Annotated in this window: 13 protein-coding genes; 5 read left to right on the forward strand and 8 right to left on the reverse strand. The window is 44.4% G+C overall.

All coding sequences use genetic code 11. From position 1 onward, the window contains the following. Positions 1–199: 199 nt before the first annotated feature. Together BLR32_RS04100 and BLR32_RS04105 are read left to right on the forward strand one after the other, a co-directional pair. Positions 200–3,781 (forward strand): SusC/RagA family TonB-linked outer membrane protein, encoded by a 3,582-nt coding sequence (locus BLR32_RS04100; RefSeq protein WP_089828955.1) that lies wholly within the window; start codon positions 200–202, stop codon positions 3,779–3,781. Positions 3,782–3,792: 11 nt separating this feature from the next. Beyond that, positions 3,793–5,253: a SusD/RagB family nutrient-binding outer membrane lipoprotein gene (locus tag BLR32_RS04105; RefSeq protein WP_089828956.1), complete on the forward strand. Its 1,461-nt coding sequence runs from the start codon at positions 3,793–3,795 to the stop codon at positions 5,251–5,253. A gap of 74 nt (positions 5,254–5,327) precedes the next feature. Here the strand turns inward: BLR32_RS04105 and BLR32_RS04110 are convergent, their stop codons facing one another. Together BLR32_RS04110 and BLR32_RS04115 are read right to left on the reverse strand one after the other, a co-directional pair. Then, positions 5,328–5,810, reverse strand: coding sequence for a YcxB family protein (locus BLR32_RS04110; RefSeq protein ID WP_089828957.1), 483 nt, complete (start codon positions 5,808–5,810; stop codon positions 5,328–5,330). Between the two features lie 18 nt (positions 5,811–5,828). Further along, positions 5,829–6,410 (reverse strand): hypothetical protein, encoded by a 582-nt coding sequence (locus tag BLR32_RS04115; RefSeq protein WP_089828958.1) that lies wholly within the window; start codon positions 6,408–6,410, stop codon positions 5,829–5,831. Positions 6,411–7,497: 1,087 nt separating this feature from the next. Here BLR32_RS04115 and BLR32_RS04120 point away from each other — a divergent pair. After that, complete coding sequence (locus BLR32_RS04120) at positions 7,498–8,256, forward strand: phosphoglycerol geranylgeranyltransferase (protein WP_089828959.1); 759 nt, start codon at positions 7,498–7,500, stop codon at positions 8,254–8,256. 148 nt (positions 8,257–8,404) lie between these two features. On the opposite strand, the gene BLR32_RS04125 is transcribed toward BLR32_RS04120, so the two are convergent. After that, complete coding sequence (locus tag BLR32_RS04125) at positions 8,405–9,133, reverse strand: LytR/AlgR family response regulator transcription factor (RefSeq protein WP_089828960.1); 729 nt, start codon at positions 9,131–9,133, stop codon at positions 8,405–8,407. A 36-nt stretch (positions 9,134–9,169) separates the two neighbouring features. Continuing rightward, on the reverse strand, positions 9,170–10,210 hold the full coding sequence (locus BLR32_RS04130) for a sensor histidine kinase (protein WP_089828961.1): 1,041 nt from the start codon (positions 10,208–10,210) through the stop codon (positions 9,170–9,172). Between the two features lie 183 nt (positions 10,211–10,393). On the opposite strand from BLR32_RS04130, the gene dxs reads away from it, so the two are divergent. Next, positions 10,394–12,319 carry a 1-deoxy-D-xylulose-5-phosphate synthase gene (gene dxs, locus BLR32_RS04135; RefSeq protein ID WP_089828962.1) on the forward strand — a complete coding sequence of 642 codons (1,926 nt, stop codon included), beginning with the start codon at positions 10,394–10,396 and terminating at the stop codon, positions 12,317–12,319. Between the two features lie 82 nt (positions 12,320–12,401). Further along, positions 12,402–13,451 (forward strand): flavin reductase family protein, encoded by a 1,050-nt coding sequence (locus BLR32_RS04140; protein ID WP_089828963.1) that lies wholly within the window; start codon positions 12,402–12,404, stop codon positions 13,449–13,451. Between the two features lie 10 nt (positions 13,452–13,461). Here BLR32_RS04140 and BLR32_RS04145 read toward each other — a convergent pair whose 3' ends face one another. From BLR32_RS04145 to BLR32_RS04160, 4 genes are all read right to left on the reverse strand, one after another. After that, the gene (locus tag BLR32_RS04145; RefSeq protein ID WP_089828964.1) at positions 13,462–13,836 is read right to left on the reverse strand and encodes a hypothetical protein; all 375 of its coding nucleotides are present in this window, start codon (positions 13,834–13,836) and stop codon (positions 13,462–13,464) included. A 202-nt stretch (positions 13,837–14,038) separates the two neighbouring features. After that, entirely contained in the window at positions 14,039–14,515 is a 477-nt protein-coding gene (locus tag BLR32_RS04150; RefSeq protein ID WP_089828965.1) for a Dps family protein, read from the reverse strand. A 28-nt stretch (positions 14,516–14,543) separates the two neighbouring features. Beyond that, positions 14,544–15,254, reverse strand: coding sequence for a pirin family protein (locus BLR32_RS04155; protein WP_089828966.1), 711 nt, complete (start codon positions 15,252–15,254; stop codon positions 14,544–14,546). A gap of 143 nt (positions 15,255–15,397) precedes the next feature. Next, positions 15,398–15,808 (reverse strand): OsmC family protein, encoded by a 411-nt coding sequence (locus BLR32_RS04160; RefSeq protein WP_089828967.1) that lies wholly within the window; start codon positions 15,806–15,808, stop codon positions 15,398–15,400. Positions 15,809–15,891: the final 83 nt, after the last annotated feature.

The raw sequence follows: 15,891 nt of genomic DNA on the forward strand, positions 1-15,891 counted from the left end.
TGAATAAGCGTATGGACCGCCAACTAATGACTGTATGAACAGTGCGTGAATACACAATTTTAATAAATATCAGCCCCGGGGCTCATTGTAACGTGCGTTTAGGTTGTATTGTAAGTAGCAGAGAAGTTTATCACATAGTATAGAGATAGAAGCAGCCACCTGCTTCAAAAAAATTTGTAACCAAATCTTACCATATAAGATGAGAAGCCATGTACTCAACTGGTTGTGGCTGTGCTTTGCCTTTTTCTGTAGTGTGAAACCCATAAAAGCAAGCACACGCGTTAACCACTCCTTTTACGGAACCAGCGCTGAGATAACCAGATATCAGCCGCTTATTACAGATAATGTTAACTTTCAGCAGAAAGATACCACTGTAAAACCCACTACCAGTCCGGTAGTTATAACACCTTCCTCGTCGGGAAAAAAAGACACTACTAAACCTGCAACTGCATCACCTGTAGTCGTCACTCCTTCGTCTGACACATCAAGACCGAAGAAAGACTCTGCTGCTAAAACAGCCGCCGATACGACTACCAGGCCGAAAAAAGATACAGCACTGATCCTTCCTGCTGATTCAAATCAGCTGAAAAAGGAAGCAGGTCAGTTCAATCTGAAAGGTGTGGTAAAAGAAACCGGTGGTACACCTATTCCAGGTGCACAGGTGATAAATCTTTCCACGAAGGAAGCTGTTGCTACAACTGCCGACGGTACGTTTACGTTAAAAGCATCTCTTGGAGATACTATCAAGATCGCGTCTGTCAGCTACGCTGAACAGTCGATCCCGCTTGATTCGAGAGAACCGCTCAATGTACAACTGACTTCTGCATCTGCCAACCAGAAAGCACTCAAAGAAGTAGTAGTAACGGCGTTGGGTATTCAGAAAAATACACGCGCTGTTGGCTATGCTGTAGAAGAAGTGGGTGGCAATGCTGTGCAGGAAGCAAAAGAAGTGAACTTCGCCAACGCCCTCACAGGTAAAGTGCCCGGCTTACAGATCAATACCAACACGGGTTCCATGGGTGGTTCTACGAAGATCACTATCCGTGGTGTAAAGTCTATCCTTGGCGATAACAACGCCTTCATAGTAGTAGATGGTACACCGTTTATAAACAATAATACCAACCAGGGTGGTCAGTTGAATGGCGGTGGTGGTTATGACTTTGGTAGTTCTTTGCAGGATATTAACCCGGAAGATATCGACAATATATCTGTGCTGAAAGGTGCTGCTGCTACTGCACTGTACGGTAGTCGCGGTGCAAATGGTGTAATGCTGATCACTACTAAGAAACGTCCGGAAGTATCCAGCGGTATAGGTGTTACTTATAGCATCAATGCGCAGGTAGACCAGGTATATGTACTGCCTAAATACCAGAATGAGTATGGTGGTGGTACCGGTGGAAAATTTGACACGCTCTATTACAATCAGAATCCGGAGGCATTCATTGATGAGGCGCATGCTACATATGATAACAATGATGGTAAGGGTCGCTATGATCTGTTAGTAAAGTACTATGACGATGCTTCATGGGGTCCTAAACTGGATGGCCAGTTGGTGCGTCATTACTGGTCATGGGATAAGAACAAGGGTAATCCTTATTTTGGTCAGACAGCTCCATGGGTGGCTCATCCAAACAATGTGAAGGATTTCTACAGATCGGGGTACACGCTCACCAACAATATAGCCATGGCCGGTAATAACGACAAAGGTTATTTCCGTCTTTCGTATGGCAATATGAATCAGATATTCGTACTACCGAACGCTTCGTTAAATCGTAATAACCTTTCCTTTAATGGCGGTTATGAACTAACAAAAGGTCTCCGTGGCGTGGCATCTCTGAATTATACTGCCATGAAGGCGAAAGCCCGTCCGGGTACAGGTTTCACTGGTCCTAACCCAACGCTGCAGTTCACCATGTACGGTCAGCGTCAACTGGATATAGACCAGGAGAAACGCTACCAATATGAAGATGGATCGCAGATCACCTGGAACCGCAAATCCTGGAATGACCCTGCTGTTGCTTCAAGTAATGGGCCCTACTGGAACCGTTACATGGATTATGAAACAGACAGCCGCAACCGTATATTCGGTAATGCAGGTCTTGACTGGGATCTAAGCAAATGGCTGACCATCAGCGGCAGGGTGTTTATGGACGATTATAATACACTGGAAGAAGAAAGAACAGCGAAGGATTACCTGATAGGAGGTTATATCAAGCGCGTACGTACATCCAGGGAAATGAACTACCAGTTAACTGCAAACATTAATAAAGACCTCGGTAAGGATTTTAAGCTGAATGCATTAATTGGTGGCAACATCATGCATCGTAAATGGACCACCACCGGTGGTAGCACAGTCGGTGGTCTGATCATTCCGGGTGTATATAACCTGAATAACTCCCTGCAGACTGCCCTGCCAATAGATGAGTTTTACGAAAAGCAGATCAATTCAGCTTTTGCTACAGCATCCCTGGGTTACAGGAACTTCCTGTTCCTTGAACTGACAGGTCGTGCTGACTGGAGCTCTGCACTGTTGAGTGAAAACAACCCATACTTCTATCCATCTGCATCTGGATCCTTCGTCTTCTCAGATCTGTTAAAAGAGTGGAAATGGCTGACCTTCGGTAAACTGCGTGCCAGCGTATCGCAGGTGGGTAGTGATACTGATCCTTATCAGATCTACGATACTTATCAGTTCATTCCGCCATTCGGTAACTACCCTGTTACACAGCTGACTTCTACCAAGTATAATAAAACACTGAAACCAGAGCGTACGAGAGAATATGAAACAGGTATTTCCCTGAAGTTCTGGGATGATCATATCGGCCTCGATGTTACCTACTATGACAGGATCACTAAAGACCAGATCATTCCGCTACCTATCTCTTCTGCTTCCGGTTTTACCAATACGATTGTTAACGGTGGTAGCGTGCAGAACCGTGGTCTGGAAATAGGACTGAACCTGAATCCTATCCGCCTGAAAAATGGTTTCCGCTGGGATATCAATGCGAACATCGCACGTAACCGCAATAAGCTGCTGAACCTGGACATTCCTCAGTATAATAGCTCACTGCCTGTATTGCTGATTGGTACAGACCGCAGAACAACCAGGGTATCTGTAGCTGCTTATGTTGGTAAACCAATGGGAACAATACTGGGAACTGATTATGTATACGATGCGCAGGGCCGGAAGATTGTAGGATCCGATGGTCTGTACAAGATCACTGACAATCCGGTTCCTATCGGTAATGCGTATCCTGATTATGTAGGTGGTGTGACCAACTCCTTTACATATAAAGGCGTTTACCTGTCGGCACTTGTCGACTTCCAGCATGGCGGTGATTTCTTCTCTTACACCAATATGTACGGTAAAGGTTCCGGTTTGTTGGATATCACTGCAGCAAACGGGGTAAGGGAAAAAGGTATCATTGCTGAGGGCGTAACAGAAGAAGGCAGGCCTAATGAAGTAGTACTGGATGCGGCTACCTATTTCCAGAACAATGAAGGCAAAACGCTGAGCAAGGCTAATCTGTACGATGCTAGCTACATCTACCTGCGTGAGGTGAAGCTGGGATATAATCTGCCTGAGTCATGGTTCAAAAAAGTGCATGCACAAAGCGCCCGTCTTTCTTTGTATGCAAGAAACCTCTGGCTGATCAAATCCAATGCACCGAATGTGGATCCTTCCAATATTCTGAATTCATCATCTAATATCCAGGGTATTGAAGGTGGTGCATTGCCTTCACTGCGTTCTTATGGTGTTAACCTGAATGTTTCATTCTAAAACTGAATTCAATGCTGAAAAGATTCTTAATATACGCATGGCCGGTATTATTCATCTTCGTGATGGTGGCAGGGTGTAAAAAACTGGATGATATCAATCACGATCCTACCAAGCCTACTTCAACATCACCTGCCTATCTGCTGACCGGCGCAGAAAAAAATGCCATGGACTACCTCTACAGTACCCTGCAGAATGGTTATATCGGTATGCATTATGCGCAATACTGGTCTGGCAACTCAAGAGTAGGAGATAGTCAGTATGCAATTGATGAAAACAACAATACGGCTTTCTGGAACTTTATGTATGTGTCGCTGCATAACCTGGACAAGATCGTTGCACTTAACAATGCAAGTGGGGATAATCCCGCTGCAAAAAATCAGAATGCTATTGCTACGATTTTAAAGGCCTGGTTGTATCAGATCCTGACAGATACTTATGTGAATGTTCCTTATTCACAGGCCTTAAAAGAGGGCGAGAATATTACGCCTGCATACGATAGTCAGGAGTCAATCTATACGTCACTCATTGACACATTACAGCAGCAGATCACTGCATTAGATCCGGCACAACCTACGTTTACCTCCGGTGATGTGATCTACAATGGTGATGTTACCAAATGGCGGACATTGGCACATTCCTTACTGCTCCGCTTAGCGATCCGTATTGCAGATGTGGCGCCTGATAAGGCAAAATCTATTATCGAAGCTAATTACCAGGCAGCAATGACCAGCAATGCTGACAACGCACAATTCGCTTATCTCAGCGTTGCACCTAATAAGTTTCCTTTGAATGATTCTGAGAGGGAGGTGCTGGATTTCTTTGTCAGCACCACGCTGGTGGATTATATGAAGAGCACCAATGACCCTCGTCTTTCAATATATGCAAGACCAGCTAAGGGAACAGGGCTGATCACAGGGCTGACATACGGTATCAGTGCAAATGATCCCAGCAGACTAGCTCCTGAAAATTATTCCTATCCGGGTACATTGATATATTCTGCTACCATGCCCGGTATCCTGATGACATACCCCGAAGTGGCCTTTATACTGGCTGAAGCGGCGGCGAGAGGCTGGTCTGTGGGCCAACCTGCTGCTACCTGGTATGAAACCGGTATCAGGGCTTCTATGGCCTACTGGAATGTAACCACTGGTGTTGATGAATATATTGCGGCTGTGCCCTACACTGCCGGTGACTGGAAAAATGTGATTGGTACGCAGAAATGGCTGGCATTATATCCTCAGGGCTTCCAGGCATGGTATGAGCGCCTGCGTCTTGATTTCAAAAAGCCTAATGGTGATTCATTGTTCATACCGCCTTATTCCGGCTCATTGGACCAGAATGTATCTTTTGTGCCTTCCCGTCTCACCTATCCTTTAGGAGAGCAGACACAGAATGCGGCAGCCTATAAAAAAGCGGCCAGTGATATTGGTGGAGATACGAAAGCAACGAAGAGCTGGTGGGACAAGTTTTAAAAGCACAACTATCCTTCATAAATTCCCGCTATCCGAGATGATGGCAAACTGCCCTGGCCTCTGGCCGGGGCTTTTTAATTGATATTATCATTCGCCAGGCGGCTGAATTCTTTCTGTGCGTCTTCTGATTTAAATGCGCTGGTAGGAACGAGGAAGAAGTTCTTTTTACCCCGGTAAAGGAAGAAGAAGTTTTTAGCTTCCACTACTTTGGTAAATGTGCTCCAGGAGAGCAGACGTTGATGTTCGCTTGTGCGGGTGGAAATGGTGATTCCTTCTTCGGAATATTTCAGGTGAATATCGTCTTTGAAAGTGGCGGCTTTATTATAGATAGATACGGGCAGCAGGAACCAGAACACTGCAATGATGAGCAGTACCATGGCGGCAATACCTAAGAGGGCACCGATTGTAACTACTTTGAAAGCATATCCGGCCATTGTAAAGGCCAGCAGGATGAAGAGTGTGTTTCGGAATACTTTTATTTCTCCCCGCTGCATGAAATGATAGCGTAATGCATTCAATACCTCCTCCTTATTGTAACTAAACTCCAAAAAATGCATTATGGCAAGGCAAACTTTTTATTTATTAACAGGGAGTGTCATCTGACTCTCCATATCGTCTCTTCTGCTGACAGGTGCATATTTTTTCCGATTGGCAACTGGTTGTTTTTTAACAGTGGAGGCGTCATCAGACAGGTCATCCTCACTTAAGCCGGGAAAATTATTTTTTACGAACTGAAAATACTGCTGGAGGGTCTTGGCATCAACTTTAAAGGGGAAGGCCAGCTCATTGCCGGTCATCTTTAGAATGTCATTATTGTTGATGCGGGACTCGTTCTGAAGGTACCATTTGTAGAGGTCTACAATTCCTTTCTTCAACTCCTCTTCGTACATTTTATCACCATCCTGATCTTTGGGCAACATCCATACGTACTCTTCAACCCTGCCAGGTCTGGCAGCGGTGGCTTTGGCAGCTGTTACTGATTTATCGGATTTCTCGTCGCAAGTAGCATTCTTATTCCCGGTTTTCTCCCCCTCTTTATCCTTCTCTTTCTCTTTTGTAGCTTTAGTTTTGTCCTCGTCCTTCCACTTTTCGCTATTTGCGCTTGCTGATGCGGCTGAGGCTAAACTTACCAACAGCAGGAACAACAGCTTTTTCATAGTGTAAAAAATTTGTAAGACTAAAAATACAAAATCAAAATTATAAATCCCAAACTAATTGTACCGGAAAGCCGGCTCATATGGCAGAAAAAACAAAAGCAATGGATAAACCATTGCTTTCGAGAGTCATTTTACATTGCATGATGATTCACGCCTGTAGGAATATTTGGTTTTTCATAGGACAGTAACCATAATAAAATTAATACAATAACAAATATAATAAATATTTATTGCAACATAGACGATCCCCTAAATATTTGAAATTCTTCAAATTGGCCTATCTCTTTTTAAATAGCTGGTAAAAAATTAAAATGTTTGTTAAAAATCCAAAACCAGTTCTTTTACGGATATATTAAAATAAACATAACCTGTCTTCCGGAAACATTGCAGGAAGCACAAGTGAGCAAACAACCACGAAAAGTCGTAAACACGTGAACAGTATGAAAAACTATTATGAATTGCTAAAACCGATCAGTAAAGGGGGAGATTAAAATTTTCAACAAATAGGCCGATAGTCCGAAATGGGTAGAAATAGTAAGGGCACCTGGAAAGGCGCCCTCAATTTGTTACTATCCTATGAAAACCCTATTTGAATACAAATGTAAGCTCATGTTATTTTTCTTTGAAATTTTAAGGCCACAATAACAAATCATTAACAAAGGCAGGGACCGGATAATAGCTGAAACCCTCTGCTATATTGCATTTAGCACATTCCCACTTTTTTACTAAATTCGTTAACAACCCCTGAAATTCACTACAGATGGGCCTGTTTTAGTGATATATGATGTTATATTCACCTTGTAAATAACATGGCGGGACCGGCAGAACCGCTTCTGCGCTCATTTAAGTACTTGCAGGGTGAGTTAAAAAAGTATATTTTTATTTGATATGACGTCCTTTTAACCTTTTTGGTTTTCATTGGTTTACAAGAAGGAAATGGCCTGAAGATTGTACGATAAACGAGCAGAGCCCTTGCTTGGCGGGGATTTTCACGGATAGAAAATGGATAATATGCATATTTAACTAACAATGTGGCTTATTACCGAAAAATTTATACATTTGCGACAACCGGAACAATGCTATTTTAATGCACAATAAAATATACAACTCTTTTATCGATAGAAAGGCGAAGGGGATAAAATCTTTTGCTGTTCTGATTGATCCGGACAAGGTAACTCCTGCTGGCATAGCAGACCTTGCGGCGAAATGTATGGCAGCGAAGGTAGATTACATTTTTCTGGGAGGCAGTCTTGTGATCACCGATCATCTCGATGAATGCGTACAACAGTTCAAAAGTCTTTGTGATATTCCTGTTGTATTGTTTCCTGGCAGCCCATCGCAGGTTTCACGCTATGCTGACGCATTGCTCTATCTGTCCGTAATATCTGGCCGTAACCCCGAATTACTGATAGGACAACATGTGTTATCAGCCCCCGCTGTCAAAAAAAGCGGGCTGGAAGTTATTTCTACCGGTTATATCTTAATTGATGGTGGCGCTCCCACTACCGTTTCTTATATCAGCAATACGACACCTGTTCCTGCCGACAAAGACGACATTGCCATGTGTACTGCTATTGCAGGAGAAATGCTTGGCATGAAGGTAGTGTTCATGGATGCCGGCAGCGGCGCCCGTAAGCCTATCAGTGAAAGCATGATAGCACGCGTAGCCAGCCAGGTATCGGCCCCTATCATCGTAGGCGGCGGTATCCGGGATGCAGAAAAGGCTTACCTCAATTGCAAAGCCGGCGCTGATATCATCGTTGTAGGAAACGCTATCGAGAAAGAAACCTCTCTGATCAAGGAAATGGCTGATGCAGTACACGCAGCTGCACCAGTGTTAAAATAATACCTTTTTAAAGGAGAAACGCTGATTACCGTATTCACTACGATAATCAGCGTTTCTCCTTTTTATTTTGATGATCCGGCTACCTCTTTGTAGCCGCAAGACGATCTTTAAGTGCTATAACAGCCCTCACAGGAAGCCGGTGCTGTTGTCAAAGACTCATCATCTCCTTAAACTTCACCGCTTGCCTGCGGCTCACTTCTATCTTTTCTCCCCCACGCATTTCCAGCAACAAACCTCCGTTGAAATAGGTATCGATCTTCTCGATCATGCGCAGGTTCACAATATGTTTTCTGTTGGCCCGGAAAAAGGTACGCTCATCGAGACGTTCTTCCAGCGCATTTAAAGATTTCAGGATCAGCGGCTTATTACCCTCAAAATACACACGGGCATAGTTACCCACACTTTCAAAAAGCCGGATCTCCTGCAGTTTTACAAACCAACAGCGGTCGCCATCCTTAACAAATACCTGGTCGTTTTCTGACAGGATGGTCCGGATAGCACCTGCCTCCGCCTGTCGTTCTTTTTCTTCCAGCTGATGCAACTTATGAATCGCATCTGCCAGCCTTTTGGGCTCAATGGGTTTCAGCAGATAATCCAGCGCATTATACTCAAATGCTTTCAGTGCATGCTCATCATAAGCAGTAGTGAAGATCACCTGTGGCGCTTTTTCCAATTCTGCCAGCAAATCAAAACCTGTTTTATCTGGCATTTGTATATCCAGGAAAAGCAGATCAGGATGCAGTGTTTCAATTTTTTCCAGTCCGTCCTTTGCATTTACTGCCTCTCCGACTACCACTATTTCAGGGTGGTCAGCCAGCAATTTTTTCAGCTCGCTTCTGGCCAGGCGTTCGTCATCGATTATCAAAGCTTTTTTCATGAGCAACTACTTTTAAACTTGGCGCGAATAATACTACTAAAACAACGGCATCAGCACTTTTGCTTCAACCGTTTCCTCATTTTTATTATAAATATTAAATGACGCTTTATTCCCATACAACAAACTCAACCGTTGCCTGGTGCTTTGCAGGCCAAAACCATGTCCCGTTGTTTCTTCTCCTCCTATCTGCCCCGTATTTTCTATTGTGATTTCATGATGCATGTCCCTTACGTGAGAGCCGATCACTACCGTTCCTCCACTTACTGTGCGGGAAATGCCATGTTTAATGGCATTTTCCACCAATGTTTGCAACATCATGGGAGGTATGGGCAGTTCCAGTGTTTCCGGGTCTATTTCATATTTCACCTTCAGTCGCTCTTCAAACCGGATATTCTCCAGTGCAAGGTAATCTTTTACTATATCCAACTCGTTTTCCAGGTTCACCGTTTCTGCCTTTTCCACCTGCATAGAGCTTCTCAGAATATTGGACAGCTCCGTGATCGCCGTTCTGGCCCGTTGTGGATTCTCATCCACCAGCGCCCGGATGCTGTTCAGGGCGTTAAAGATGAAATGAGGATTTAACTGTGATTTGATCGTTTTCAGTTCCAGCTCCTTGACTGTACTCTCCAGTTTCAGTTTATCCACCTGGCTGTTACGGCTGCGCTCAATATAGTGCCACACAAAATAAACCAGCCACCAGATAGCTGTGAGCGTGAATATGGGTAAAAGGAAGGTCAGTGTTTTCTGGTCTGTCAGGCCCCGTTGCTGCCACGAATACCTGAACATGTTCCCTGTTGTGGTAATACCTACGTAAATAATGAGTCCTGCACTTACGGTGAGGGCGAAAAAAAGTAACATCTGGCCCTCAAAACTATACTGAAACCAATTTAACCGTTTGATGACAACCCGTAACAAATGCGTAGCGAGTATCCCAAAAAACATGATCATCAGCAGGTTTATCAGATAGAAAGAGCCAAATGAGCCCGCAAATGAATAGGCAAAGAAAAGATTGACTACTGCATATGTCGTCCAGCCCAGAATCTGACACCACCAATATCTTGATATTCGTTTAAACATCTATCTGAAAATTAGTAAACTACTGCTACATTTCAAAAATACCGATGTGCTTAGCCCACCTTGCTGCAAATGTTATGAGTGGGTTTCCGGCATGGCAGAAGTCCAAATGTGCTGATGTATGGAATAAATGTAGATTAGCGCTTTAATTTGTACTTTTGTTTATTAAATCCTGCATCAAGAAGTATGAATATTACGCCGGGCCCATTGCTGGGCAAGATCGAAACCCCTGCCGATTTGCGGAATCTCAGTAAGGAGCAGCTGCACGAGGTGAGTGAAGAACTCCGCCAGTTCATTATTGATGTTGTTAGTGTACACGGTGGCCACTTTGCGGCCAGTCTGGGTGTTGTGGAGCTGAGTGTGGCACTGCATTACGTATTTAATACCCCATATGACCAACTTGTTTGGGATGTGGGACACCAGGCCTATGGCCATAAGATCCTGACAGGCCGGAGAGACGTTTTCCATACTAACCGTAAATATCATGGTATCAGCGGCTTCCCGAAAAGGGATGAAAGCGAGTACGACACCTTTGGTGTAGGGCACTCCTCTACCTCCATTTCCGCCGCGCTGGGTATGGCCATTGCCTCCAAATACAAAGGAGAGACGGACCGCCAGCACATTGCCGTAATAGGTGATGGCGCCATGACAGCAGGTATGGCATTCGAGGCCCTCAACCATGCAGGTGTGGCCAATGCCAATGTGCTGATCATACTCAATGACAACTGTATGTCCATTGACCCGAACGTTGGCGCATTAAAAGAATACCTGACCGACATTACCACTTCCCCTACTTATAACAAACTACGTGACGACGTATGGAACCTGCTGGGCAAATTGCCCGTAGGTAAACGCTTTACCCGCGACATGGCCTCCAAACTGGAAGCTGGTCTGAAAGGCGTTGTATCCAGCTCCAGCAACCTGTTCGAATCCCTCAAGCTGCGTTATTTCGGTCCTATTGACGGGCACAATATCGTGAAGCTGGTGGATACCCTCCAGGACCTGAAAGACATTCCTGGTCCTAAGCTGTTGCATATCGTAACCACAAAAGGTAAAGGATATGCCGTGGCGGAGAAAGATCAGACTACCTGGCACGCTCCGGGCCTGTTTGATAAAATTACCGGCGAAATCTTCAAGAAACAGCCGGACAAGCCACAGCCACCAAAATACCAGGATGTATTCGGTCATACCATCATAGAACTGGCAGAGCAGAACAAGACCGTGATGGGTATTACACCCGCCATGCCTTCCGGCTCTTCCCTGAAGTTCATGATGGAAAAAATGCCCGACCGTGCTTTTGACGTAGGTATCTGTGAACAGCATGCCGTAACCCTTTCTGCCGGTCTGGCTACACAGGGTATGCGCGTATTCTGTAATATCTACTCTTCCTTCATGCAAAGAGCATATGACCAGGCCTTACACGACGTAGCTATCCAGAAGCTGCCAGTAGTATTCTGCCTGGACCGTGCCGGCCTGGTGGGAGAGGATGGCCCTACTCACCATGGCGCTTATGACATCGCTTATATGCGTTGCGTACCTAATGTCATCATCAGCTCACCGATGAATGAAGAGGAATTACGTAACCTCATGTATACTTCCCAGCTGCCTACCCAGCAGATGCCTTTTGTGATCCGTTATCCAAGAGGACAGGGTGTAATGCCTGACTGGAAACAGCCATTCAAGGAAATAAAGATCGGTACCGGCCGCAAACTGCGTAGCGGTAAGGATATCGCAATACTTTCCCTGGGGCACCCCGGTAACTTCGTAACAGAAGCCTGCAAAGAACTGCTGGCGGATGGTTTACAGCCTGCTCACTATGATATGCGCTTCGTAAAACCACTGGACGAGGCTCTATTGCATGAAATATTCAGCGAATTTGACAAAGTGATCACTGTAGAAGATGCTGCTGTAACAGGCGGATTCGGTAGCGCCATCCTGGAATTTATGGCTATTCATGGTTATAAGGCTGATGTGCGTATGCTGGGTATTCCTGACCGTATTGTGGAGCATGGTAAACCGGAAGACCTCCATCGCGAATGTGGCTATGATGCCGCTGGTATTGCCAGTGCAGCGCGTGCCATGCTGAAAGAGAAGATCACCGTTACTGCCTGATCATACAGGTAAAACAATAAAAATACATTTGAAGCCACCTTTGTGACATTGTTCATACAGGTGGCTTCCTTATTTTTATAGCATGGATGAATTGTATATACACCTCCGCATCAGGGAGGTCATAGCAGAAACACAGGATGCATTTACCTACAGGCTGGAAACTATCGACGGACAACCTCTTGCATACCAGGCAGGGCAATTCATTACCTTTCTGATCTACCTGCACGGTACAGAATACAGACGTTCTTATTCATTCAGTTCTACTCCCGGTATTGATCCGTATCCATCTGTCACCATCCGGGAAAAACAGAATGGGGAAATATCCCGTCACATCCTGCATCACTGGAAAGCCGGTGACCAGGTCACTGCATTACTGCCTTCCGGCCGCTTTACGCTGTCGGGACATACGACTTCACCACGGGACATCTTTCTGCTGGGCGCAGGAAGCGGTATTACGCCTCTTTTTTCTCTTTTGAAGGAGATACTTCATAATGAGCCAACGGCCCATATTAAGCTTATTTACAGCAATACATCCACAGAGCGCACCATCTTCCACCGGCACTTACAGGAACTCGTTCAACAGTTTCCCCGGCAGCTGCATATTATCCATCTGTTCAGTAATGATCCCGACCAGATTGTACGCCGGCTCAGTAATCTTTCGCTGGAGCCGCTGGTACAGCAACAGCTCCGCTACCAGGCAGCAGATGCCCGGTTCTTTGTATGCGGTCCGCCGGAATACATGCGTATGATACTCTTAACGCTCACTTACATGGGCTTTGGTGAAGAGCAGTTGCATAAGGAGAATTTCGTGGTAAATACGGCTCCTCAATTGGCAAGAATAGGCACGCCGGAAGATAGTTCCATGAAGAACGTGGAATTACATCTGCGAGGGGGAGTGCATAAACTCTCCATTCCCGGCAATCACAATATACTTGGGGAGGCGCTTGCTCAAGGCATTGCCATTCCATATAGCTGCAAAGGCGGTGTTTGCGGTTCCTGTACTGCCCGCTGTACGACTGGTAAAGTGTGGATGGCCCTGAATGAAGTGCTGACGGACAAAGAAATTGAGCAGGGCTTCGTCCTCACCTGCACCGGTTATGCGATTAGTGCAGAAGTGGTGATCGAGATATAAGCTCTATGCTTTACGAAAAAGCGCTGAAAGCTTTAAACTCATCCCGTAACTCATTGTACAGTTTCCTGAATGTATGCATACGGTCCTGCAGAACATCAAAATCATCTACGGGACGATCGTCATGCAATATGGGAGGTTGCCCGTTGTTTGATATCTTTTTGGCAGATTGTTTCAGATCATGACGCAATTCATCTGCTTTTTCTTCCTGACAGATGAATTGATTCTGGAAGTGCTCAATCTGAGCCAGGGACTCGTCATCAGTTTTACTGATAGATAATTGCTCTAAGTGGCTGCGCATAGACCGGATGGACTCCCTGGTACTGTTCACTTCGTCCTTCCAGCTACTGATCTGTTCGAGATCTGAAGTTTGTGCGGATACTTCCATGTGTATTGATTTTAACGTTAAATAATTAAGCAATACAATATTTGTCCGTAACACATTTCTAAGTTACAAAGCTTTTTCCAATTAGGAATTAGGAATTAAGCACCAGGAATTGCAGCTTGCGTTTATTTATTACTTTAATAAAAAAGCTGTTATATAAGAAGTATAATCTTCCAATATAACAGCCCTTCTTTATTCCTGTTTATTATTTCAGATAAGCATTATACATCCATACCAGCTTCTCCTGTTCCCTGATATAAGTCGTGATCAAATCATTGGTACCATCGTCTCCCACTTCACTGCTGACAGCAGCCACTTCTCTTTCAATCTCAATCAGCGACTGCAGACCAGAGAGTACATGCTGCACACACACGACATCCTTACTTTCATTCCTGATCTCTACTATAGTAGATTGTTCAATGTAATCAGAGAATGCATGTGTAGGTGTAAAACCAAGTGTTAATATCCTTTCTGCAATCTCGTCTATCTTAGTCAGGGCATCTGTATATAACTCTTCAAATTTCGCATGCAACGTGAAGAATTTATCGCCGCGTATATTCCAGTGAAACCCACGCACATTCATATAAAACAACTGGTAAGTAGCCAGCAGTGTATTCAGTTTTTGAGCAAGTTCCTTTGATGTTTTCTTTTCAAGTCCGATGTTCGTTGTTGCAGTACTCATAGCGAAATATTTTTTGGGTAATATTTAATCAACTCATTGGTACATCGATCAACAAAAAGTCTGCCGCTTTGAGTGCTTTCACTGTTGCAGTATCATAGTTGCTCAAACCAATAGCATCACGGCGTTTCAGTATTTCTCCTGCCACTTCCACCTCACCTTCCAGTACCATCAGATAGCTGCCATGCTGTGCCATTTTTGGTGCAATGTCCACACTTTGTCCTTCCTCAAAATGACCTAAGGAAAACCATGCATCCTGATTAATGAGTAATGCATCACCGTTAGCCTCAGGCGATACAACTACCTGCAGTTTATTCAACCTGTCAGCAAGCTCAAATGCCTGTTGCTGATAACGTGGCTTTACATTACGTAGCTTTGGGAATACCCATATTTGCAGGAAGCTGGCAGGATCTGTTTTAGAGGCATTGAATTCAGAATGCGATATACCGGTACCAGCACTCATGATCTGCACTTCATTACTATGAATGATCTCATGTCTGCCCGTGTTATCACGATGCTCAAGCGCACCACTGAGTGGTATACTCACTATTTCCATATTGTCGTGCGGATGTGTTCCAAAACCCATCCCACCTTTAATTGTATCGTCGTTCAGTACACGTAATGCACCGAAATGTATGCGCTCCGGATTGTAATAACCTGCAAAACTGAATGTATGATAGCTCTGTAACCAACCATGATTGGCAAAGCTCCGTGAATCTGCTCTGTGAATGATTTTTTCCATAAATCTTTTCTCCTTTTACAATACAAATATCCTCATTACATACAGGCCGGTAAATGGATTGCTTGATGAAAAGAGTGGACTATTTATACAATAAAAAATCCCGTTCCCAATGAAGAGAACGGGACCTTTATAATGCGTTAGCCTTATACCAGTTCGGCATCCAGTGTAATCTCTGTATTCAGCAGTTTAGAGATAGGGCAGTTAGTTCTTGCTTCTTCTGCCAGCTCAGCAAACTTAGCTTTATCCAGACCGGGAACAGTTGCTTTCAACTCCAGATGGCTGCTTGTAATAGCACCATTATCCAGTGTAATAGTAGCTTTAGTGTCCAGGTTCTCAGGTGTGAAACCTGCTCCTGACAACAGGAAGCTCAGCTTCATGGTAAAACATCCTGAATGCGCAGCTGCTATCAGCTCCTCAGGATTAGTACCTGTACCATCCTCAAAGCGGCTTTTATAAGAATATGCTGTATTGCTTAATACACCAGACTGTGAACTTACTGTACCTTTTCCATCTTTACCGGTACCTTTCCAGTTGGCGGATGCAGATCTTTTCATGATTAAAACGTTTGATTAGTTTAATGAATAAAGTGAATTGAAGGTGGTTATGGAGCTGAAATTACTATTTCTTTTTTTGTTTA

Source organism: Chitinophaga filiformis (genome assembly GCF_900102545.1).
GTDB lineage: Bacteria > Bacteroidota > Bacteroidia > Chitinophagales > Chitinophagaceae > Chitinophaga > Chitinophaga filiformis.

What these genes read in the sequence shown, in the direction of transcription:
- BLR32_RS04100 (WP_089828955.1), top strand. Translation starts at nt 200, where the DNA reads ATGAGAAGCCATGTACTCAACTGGTTGTGGCTGTGCTTTGCCTTTTTC.
- BLR32_RS04105 (WP_089828956.1), top strand. Translation starts at nt 3,793, where the DNA reads ATGCTGAAAAGATTCTTAATATACGCATGGCCGGTATTATTCATCTTC.
- BLR32_RS04110 (WP_089828957.1), bottom strand. Translation starts at nt 5,810, where the DNA reads ATGCATTTTTTGGAGTTTAGTTACAATAAGGAGGAGGTATTGAATGCA.
- BLR32_RS04115 (WP_089828958.1), bottom strand. Translation starts at nt 6,410, where the DNA reads ATGAAAAAGCTGTTGTTCCTGCTGTTGGTAAGTTTAGCCTCAGCCGCA.
- BLR32_RS04120 (WP_089828959.1), top strand. Translation starts at nt 7,498, where the DNA reads ATGCACAATAAAATATACAACTCTTTTATCGATAGAAAGGCGAAGGGG.
- BLR32_RS04125 (WP_089828960.1), bottom strand. Translation starts at nt 9,133, where the DNA reads ATGAAAAAAGCTTTGATAATCGATGACGAACGCCTGGCCAGAAGCGAG.
- BLR32_RS04130 (WP_089828961.1), bottom strand. Translation starts at nt 10,210, where the DNA reads ATGTTTAAACGAATATCAAGATATTGGTGGTGTCAGATTCTGGGCTGG.
- dxs (WP_089828962.1), top strand. Translation starts at nt 10,394, where the DNA reads ATGAATATTACGCCGGGCCCATTGCTGGGCAAGATCGAAACCCCTGCC.
- BLR32_RS04140 (WP_089828963.1), top strand. Translation starts at nt 12,402, where the DNA reads ATGGATGAATTGTATATACACCTCCGCATCAGGGAGGTCATAGCAGAA.
- BLR32_RS04145 (WP_089828964.1), bottom strand. Translation starts at nt 13,836, where the DNA reads ATGGAAGTATCCGCACAAACTTCAGATCTCGAACAGATCAGTAGCTGG.
- BLR32_RS04150 (WP_089828965.1), bottom strand. Translation starts at nt 14,515, where the DNA reads ATGAGTACTGCAACAACGAACATCGGACTTGAAAAGAAAACATCAAAG.
- BLR32_RS04155 (WP_089828966.1), bottom strand. Translation starts at nt 15,254, where the DNA reads ATGGAAAAAATCATTCACAGAGCAGATTCACGGAGCTTTGCCAATCAT.
- BLR32_RS04160 (WP_089828967.1), bottom strand. Translation starts at nt 15,808, where the DNA reads ATGAAAAGATCTGCATCCGCCAACTGGAAAGGTACCGGTAAAGATGGA.